This is a genomic window from Kribbella sp. NPDC050281 (genome assembly GCF_040655855.1).
GTDB lineage: Bacteria > Actinomycetota > Actinomycetes > Propionibacteriales > Kribbellaceae > Kribbella.
The window spans coordinates 216,708-223,873 of sequence record NZ_JBFAKS010000009.1; the positions used below are offsets into that span (position 1 = coordinate 216,708).

Genomic DNA, 7,166 nt, shown 5'->3' on the forward strand with positions numbered 1-7,166 from the left:
TTCAGTTGCTGGCGGCGACCGGGGGGAGGTCTATCTGGAAGGTGCAGCCGCCGGCGATGTTGGCTACACCGATGGTGCCGTCGTGGGATTCGACGACGCCGCGGGCGATGGCGAGGCCCAGACCGCCGCCGCTGGAGTTGGTTGCGTTGGCGGGGGTGCGTTGTTCGTCGCCGCGCCAGCCGACGTCGAAGACTCGCTCCAGGTCATCGGCTGCAATGCCGCCACAGGCGTCGGTCACGGCGAGGCGGACGCGGCCGTCGGGCTCACGGTCCACTGTCAGCGTGACGGTCCCGCCCGGTTCGGTATGGCGGATCGCGTTGCCGACCAGGTTCGTCACAGCGCGGGTCAGCTCATCAGGATCCCCTTGAACGGCGAGCCGATCGTCACCACCCGGCGTCGAGACCGCCAGCCGCACCCCGGACGCTCGCGCGTGCTCACCGTTCTCCCCCGCCACATCCTCGGCCAGCTCGCGCAGACTGACCGCGGACCGCCGCCGCGGCACCGGCGCCGCGGACAACCGCGACAGCTCGAACAGGTCGTCGACGAGCCCGGTCATCCGATCGACCGTCGACCGCATCTGCCGCAGCGCTCCCGGTACGTCGTCGACCACGCCGTCCTCGAGTCCCTCCGACACCGCCCGCAACCCGGCGAGCGGCGTACGAAGATCGTGCGACATGAACGCGACCAGCTCCCGCCGGCTGGACTCGAGCGCACGCTCGCGTTCGTGGGACGCGGCGAGCTTCCGTCGCGTCATCTCCAGCTCTTCCGTCAGCGCCGCCAACTCCGCCGGGACCGCGCCGCCGACCACCTCCGACGGCTCGTACGACGTACCCAGGTGGCGCAGCCGCCGACCGACCTCGCGCGATCCGGTGCTGATCCATTGGCCGAGGAGCACCGACATCCCCAGCCCGAGCAGGGCCGCGAACGCCAGCGTCCACAGCACCACCCACGAGTCGTGCTCGGAGATGAACATCGCTCGCACGCTCTGCAGGACCGCCGCGAGCGCGGCCGCCATCGGCGCAAGCGCCGCCACGATCATCGTGATGCGCAGCGAGCGGCGCCGGAACTGCCACAGGATCGCGCCGCCGATCGCCGCGACCACCAGCGTCCACAGCGTGGTGAGCGCGAGGATCGTGACCATGTCTCGATTCATTCGGTATCCCCGACGAACCGGTAGCCCGTCCGCGGCACGGTCACCACCAGCCGCGGATCGGACGGATCCGCCTCGATCTTCTCCCGCAGCCGGCGTACGTGGACCGTGACCGTCGAGGAGTCGCCGAAGTCCCAGCCCCACACGCGCCGGAGCAGTTCGGCCTTCGTGAACGCCTTGCCGGCGTGCGACACCAGGAACGCCAGCAGGTCGAACTCGCGATGCGTCAGGGACAGCTCGTTGCCGCCCAGAGACGCGAGCCGGGCACCCGTGTCGATCGTGACGGGTCCTGAGCTCAGCTTCGTCGGTGTCAGATCGAGGCCGGCCAGGCGTTCCTCGCGGCGCAGCATCGCCTGCACCCGCAGCGTGAGCTCGCGCGGGCTGAACGGCTTGACCACGTAGTCGTCCGCGCCGACCTCGAGTCCGACCAGGCGGTCCTCTTCCTCGCCCCGGGCGGACAGCATGATCACCGCGGCCCCGTCGTCCGCCGCGCGCATCCGGCGCAGAACCTCCAGCCCGGACAGTCCGGGCAGCATCACGTCCAGAACGACGACCGACGGCTTCCACTGCTGCCAGACCTCGACAGCCGCGGCACCGTCGGCCACCATCCGGGCGTCGTACCCGGCCTTGGTCAGGTACGCCGAGACGACATTGGACACGGTCGGGTCGTCGTCGACCACGAGTACACGAGTAGCCACGACCAGAGCCTAGTTGTTCCGGGCAGGGGCCGGGGCCGGGGCTCCCTGGGTGACACCGGACGTAAGCGAGCCGTAGTCAGGTCCGGCGCCCCGCGGCAGGCGATTGTCCCTACGGTCGAAGAGTGTCAGTCGATCTCATCCTGCCGTGCCTGAACGAGGCGGCGGCGCTGCCCTGGGTGCTCGAACGGCTGCCCGTGGGCGTCCGGGCCGTTGTCGTCGACAACGGTTCCACCGACGGGTCGCCGGAGATCGCCGCGCGCCTCGGCGCGTCGGTGGTCCGGTGCGAGATCCGCGGGTACGGCGCTGCGTGTCATGCCGGTCTGGAAGCGGCCGAGGCCGAGGTGGTGGCGTTCATGGACGCGGACGCATCACTCGATCCGCGGCACCTGGACCGGGTGACAGCGCCTGTCCTTGCGGGCACGGTCGACCTGATGGTCGGACGCCGCAGAGCGCTCACCCGGAGTTCCTGGCCGTGGCATCTGCGGCTGGCCAACGCCGAGCTGTCCCGGCGGATCCGACGCCGTACCGGCGTTGCGTTGCACGATCTCGGACCGATGCGGGCCGCGCGCCGGTCGGCGTTGCTGGACCTGGACCTCCGCGACCGGCGCTCGGGTTATCCGCTGGAGACCGTGGTCCGTGCCGCCGAAGCCGGCTGGCGGATCGGCGAGGTCGACGTGGACTACCTGCCTCGATCCGGGCGTTCCAAGGTCACCGGTACGCCGCTCGGTGCTGCCCGGGCCGTGCTCGACATGTCGAAGGTGCTGGCCGGATGAACCGCGGGACTCTGATCGTCATCGCGAAGGAACCGGTGGCGGGCCGGGTCAAGACGCGGCTGCAGACCGAGTTCACCGCGCACGAAGCCGCCGCGCTGGCGCGGGCGTCGCTGGTGGACACGCTGAACGCGGTCGGGTCGGCGCGCGCGTCCCGCCGTGTCCTTGCGCTCGACGGCGATCCGGGGCCATGGCTCCCGGACGGGTTCGAGGTGATCGGGCAGCGCGGCGACGGGCTGGACGAGCGGTTGGCGGCGGCCTTCGAGGACGCCTTCGACGGTAGGCCGATGCTGCTTGTCGGGATGGACACGCCGCAACTCACGGCCGGCCTGCTGAGCGTCCCATGGTCCGGGTACGACGCGATGCTCGGGCTGACCGAGGACGGCGGCTACTGGTGTCTCGGGTTGCGCGAGCCGGATGCTCGCGCGCTGATCGGCGTACCGATGTCGACGGATCACACCGGGCGGGATCAGCTGCGGCGGCTGCAGGATCTCGGGCTGCGGGTGTTGATGCTGCCGACGTTGCGGGACATGGACACGCCTCGGGACGCGTCAGCGATCGCGGCGGCGCATCCGTCGTTGCGGGTGTCGCGGTTGTACCGGCGGTTGCAGCACGCGGCGCATCCCGGGCTGCTGTTCGAGCAGGCGTTGGGCGGTACGACGAGGGTGGTTGTCACTGGCGTCGACGGGCGGACTGTGCCGTCGTTGTCGGAGCTGGATCGGTGGCGGTCTCCTGCTGACGAGGTGGATCGGCTGGCGTTGAGCCGGTGCGAGGGTCCGGTCCTGGACGTCGGGTGCGGGCCTGGCCGGATTGTGACAGCGCTCGCGGAACGCGGCATCCCCGCTCTTGGGGTCGATATCTCGCCGCGGGCGGTGTCGCTCACCACCTCGCGTGGCGCGGCTGCGCTCCGGCGACCCGTCCAGGACCGGCTTCCGGGTGAGGGGCGCTGGGGCAGCGTGCTGTTGATGGACGGCAACATCGGCATCGGCGGGGACCCGGCCGATCTGCTGCGCCGCTGTGCCGAATTGGTCCGACCCGACGGGCTGGTCCTGGTCGAGGTCGATCCCGACGACGATCTGGACGAGACGGCGCCGATCGTCCTGCGGAGCTCCACCGGGCGGCGGTCGACTCCGTTGCCGTGGGCAAGGGTAGGGACTCGCGCCCTGCTCCGGCACGCGCACGCCGTCCACCTCCACCCCACCGAAGACTGGCGCGCCGGCCACCGCGCCTTCCTGACCTTCCGCCCCACAGCCTGATGCCTGAACGGGTGAGGTCGCGGATGACACCGGGCGTTGGTGGAGCGATCTCGCGAAGCAGCGGGGTGATTGCTGGAGCCGTGGCGGTGGGGGTTGCCAGCGGTGTGGTGGTGGCGGCTGAGAAGCAGTGGTGGCCGAACTTGGTGTTGGTGGTGGGGAGCTTGGTGGTTGCGGGGGTGGTGTTGCGGTTCGGACGACGGCTGGGCGTGGTGGCGGTTGTGGTGGTTGCTGGGGTTTGTCAGGTGCCGGGCGTGGTGCATGCGCCGATCACCAGCACGGATGCTTATCGGTACGTATGGGACGGGCGGGTGCAGTTGTCGGGGAGTTCGCCGTACTCGCATGTGCCGTTGGATGACGCGCTGGCGCAGCTGAGGGATCCGGTGCTGTTTCCAGGGCTGTCACCCACAGAGAGATCGGGAGTGACCGGTCCCCCGCGCCTCCCGAAGGATCCGGCGGCACTCGCCGCCCTCTCCACCGACGACCCCAGAACGAAGATCAACCGCCCCCGGGTGCCGACCATCTACCCGCCCGTCGCGCAGGCGTACTTCACCGTGGTCGCCTTCCTCACCCCGTGGTCCGCGGGCACCCTCGGCCTGCAGATCGCTGCCGCGTTGCTCGCGATCGCGCTCACCTGGCTACTCGCGGTAAGCGATCCTCGCTGGGCCGCGTTGTGGGGTTGGTCACCGATCGTCGCCCTCGAAGCCGGCAACGCCGCACACCTCGACGTCCTCGCCGCACTCCTGATCACGGCAGCTGTGATGACCGCCGCCCGCCGCCCGAGACTCGCCGGCTTGATCCTCGGCGCGGCCGCAAGCGTCAAGCTCCTGCCGCTGCTCCTCCTCCCCGCCTTCCGCCGACGCTCCGGCCTCGTTGCCATCAGCACCTTTCTCGCCTCCTACCTCCCGCACCTGATTGCCGCGGGCACCTTGGTCCTCGGATTCCTGCCCGGCTACCTCACCCAGGAAGGGTTCTCCGACGGCAGCTCCCGATCCGCGATTCTCGCGCTCCTGCTGCCTCCTGAGGCCCGGCAACTCGTCGCGGCCGCCCTCGCGATCGGCCTCGCCGCCCTGGCCTTCCAGCGCGCCCGCCACGAACCGATCGCGATCACCTGCTGCTGGCTGTACGGCGCCGCACTCCTCGTCGCCACCCCGACGTACCCGTGGTACGGCCTCCCCCTGATCGCCCTCGCGGCCCTCGCCCACCGACCTGAATGGCTCGCCGTACCGCTGGCGTCGTACCTGGCCTACGCGAGCTTCGGGCACGAGACCCGGCAGGGCCTGATCCACCTCACCGCGGCTGTCGTCATCCTCACCGGACTCACGCTGCGTCACAGATCCGTTACGCCAAAGCGGTTTGACGCGATCGCGACCACCAACCAACACTGATCGGCGTGACGAAACGCATCGCCCTCGCAACCTCGGCGGATCACGCTGAGCTGCACGCGCATGACCTCCCGCTCGTCGACGCCCTCCGCGCCGCCGGCCTCGACCCGGTTGCCAAGGTCTGGACCGACCCGTCGGTCGACTGGTCCGCCTACGACGGGGTCCTGCTCCGCTCGGTGTGGGACTACCACCTGCGGTACGACGAGTTCACCGAATGGCTCGCGCTCGTCGACAAGGGCGGCGTACCGGTCTTCAACGACAGTGGTCTGGTCCGCTGGAACGGCGACAAGCGGTACCTGCTGGAACTGCGCGAGCGCGGCGTCGCGATCGTGCCGTCGCAGATCGCGGCCGGCGCGTGCCTGCGCGAGGTCGTCGCCGGGCTCGACGGCGAGGAGATCGTGATCAAGCCGACCGTGAGCGAGACCGCCCGCCTCACCGTCCGCGGCGTGGCCGGCTCGCCTGAACTCACTCAGGCCATCGACGAACTCCCCGACATCGTGTACCTGGTCCAGCCGTTCCTGCCCGAGATCCAGACCGACGGCGAGTGGTCGCTGATGTTCATCGACGGCGAGTTCACTCACGCCGTCGTGAAGCGCCCGGCGGCCCGCGACTACCGAGTCCAGGAGGAGTACGGCGGCCACGCGACGGTCACCGAGCCGTCGCCGGACATCCTCGAGAACGCGCAGCGAGCACTCGCCACCGCCGGTCCCCGACCGGCCTACGCCCGCGTCGACGGCGTCGTCGTCAACGGCCGCTTCCTCCTGATGGAGCTCGAGCTCATCGAGCCCAACCTGTACCTCACCCAGTCCCCCGAAGCAACCCACAAACTCGCCGCCACCGTCGCCGCCCGCTTGTAGAAATCCGAGGCGGATAAGGTCGGGACCATGCCGACGCTCGACGATATCCGTGTGGCCGCGCAGCAACTGCGAGGTCGCATTCACCGCACGCCGATGGTCACCTCGACCGCGCTGAACGAGCGCTTCGGCGCAGATCTGGTGCTGAAGGCCGAGCTGTTCCAGAAGACGGGCAGCTTCAAGGTCCGCGGACTGCTCACCAAGCTGCTGCGGCTGAGCCCCGAGGAGCGCGAGCGCGGCGTCATCACGGTCTCGGCCGGTAACGCCGCCGGCGCGCTCGCCTGGGCCGCCCGGGACGCCGGCGTACCGGCCACCGTGGTGATGGCGACCACCGCCGTACAGGCCAAGATCGACGCGGCCCGCGGGTACGGTGCCACGGTCGAGCTTGTCGAGGGTGACCTGATGGGTCAGTACGAGCGGATCCGCGACGAGCGGAAGCTCACCGGCGTACACCCGTTCGACGACGAGGACGTGATCACCGGCCACGGCAGCCTCGGCCTCGAGCTCCTCGACGACCGCCCGGACCTCGATGCGGTCCTGGTCCCGGTGGGAGGCGGCGGCCTGATCTCGGGTGTCGCGCTGGCGGTCAAGCTGGTCAAGCCGGAGATCCGCGTGATCGGCATCGAGCCCGAGCAGGCTGACGTGGTCAGCCGCAGCCTCGCCGCCGGTGAACCCCAGAAGCTCCCGACCGCGCGCTCGATCGCCGACGGCCTCGCCGCGCCGGTCTGTGGCACACGCAACTTCCCGCTCATCCAGCAGTACGTCGACGAGGTCGTCCGCGTCAGCGAGGACGCGCTGCTCGAGGCGACCCGGCTCGTCATGTCGCGGACCAAGCTCGCGCTGGAGCCCGCCGCCGCGGCGCCGTTCGCCGCGATGATCGAGGGCAGCATCCAGCCGGTCGGGGTCACCGCCAGCGTGGTCAGCGGCGGCAACCTCGACGTAGCGAAGCTGATGCTCTAGGTGTACCGGGACAAGACGTTGGTGGCAGGTGAGTTGGGGTTGACGTGAGGAGAACCTCCGGTTGGGGTGTGGCTTGTCGAAGGCTTCACACTCACC

The 7,166-nt window shown here is 70.1% G+C and carries 7 protein-coding genes; 5 read left to right on the top strand and 2 right to left on the bottom strand.

The genetic code is table 11. The features are described 5' to 3' along the window. Window position 1: 1 nt before the first annotated feature. Window positions 2-1,153 (bottom strand): HAMP domain-containing sensor histidine kinase, encoded by a 1,152-nt coding sequence (locus AB0I34_RS12855; protein ID WP_360444070.1) that lies wholly within the window; start codon window positions 1,151-1,153, stop codon window positions 2-4. Beyond that, the gene (locus tag AB0I34_RS12860; protein WP_360444073.1) at window positions 1,150-1,848 is read right to left on the bottom strand and encodes a response regulator transcription factor; all 699 of its coding nucleotides are present in this window, start codon (window positions 1,846-1,848) and stop codon (window positions 1,150-1,152) included. Before AB0I34_RS12860 ends, AB0I34_RS12855 begins: the two co-directional genes overlap by 4 nt. 122 nt (window positions 1,849-1,970) lie before the next feature. Between AB0I34_RS12860 and AB0I34_RS12865 the strand changes: the two genes are divergently transcribed. The 5 genes from AB0I34_RS12865 to AB0I34_RS12885 all read left to right on the top strand — a co-directional run bounded on the left by AB0I34_RS12865 (window position 1,971) and on the right by AB0I34_RS12885 (window position 7,070). Beyond that, a complete protein-coding gene (locus AB0I34_RS12865; RefSeq protein WP_360444076.1) occupies window positions 1,971-2,621 on the top strand; it encodes a glycosyltransferase family 2 protein in 651 nt (216 codons plus the stop codon). Beyond that, the gene (locus AB0I34_RS12870) at window positions 2,618-3,874 is read left to right on the top strand and encodes a DUF2064 domain-containing protein (protein WP_360444079.1); all 1,257 of its coding nucleotides are present in this window, start codon (window positions 2,618-2,620) and stop codon (window positions 3,872-3,874) included. Before AB0I34_RS12865 ends, AB0I34_RS12870 begins: the two co-directional genes overlap by 4 nt. A 152-nt stretch (window positions 3,875-4,026) precedes the next feature. After that, window positions 4,027-5,259 carry a hypothetical protein gene (locus AB0I34_RS12875; protein WP_360444082.1) on the top strand — a complete coding sequence of 411 codons (1,233 nt, stop codon included), beginning with the start codon at window positions 4,027-4,029 and terminating at the stop codon, window positions 5,257-5,259. A gap of 5 nt (window positions 5,260-5,264) precedes the next feature. Further along, window positions 5,265-6,113, top strand: a complete 849-nt coding sequence (locus AB0I34_RS12880; RefSeq protein WP_360444085.1) for a hypothetical protein — start codon at window positions 5,265-5,267, stop codon at window positions 6,111-6,113. Between the two features lie 27 nt (window positions 6,114-6,140). Further along, the gene (locus AB0I34_RS12885) at window positions 6,141-7,070 is read left to right on the top strand and encodes a threonine/serine dehydratase (protein WP_360444088.1); all 930 of its coding nucleotides are present in this window, start codon (window positions 6,141-6,143) and stop codon (window positions 7,068-7,070) included. Window positions 7,071-7,166 lie beyond the last annotated feature (96 nt).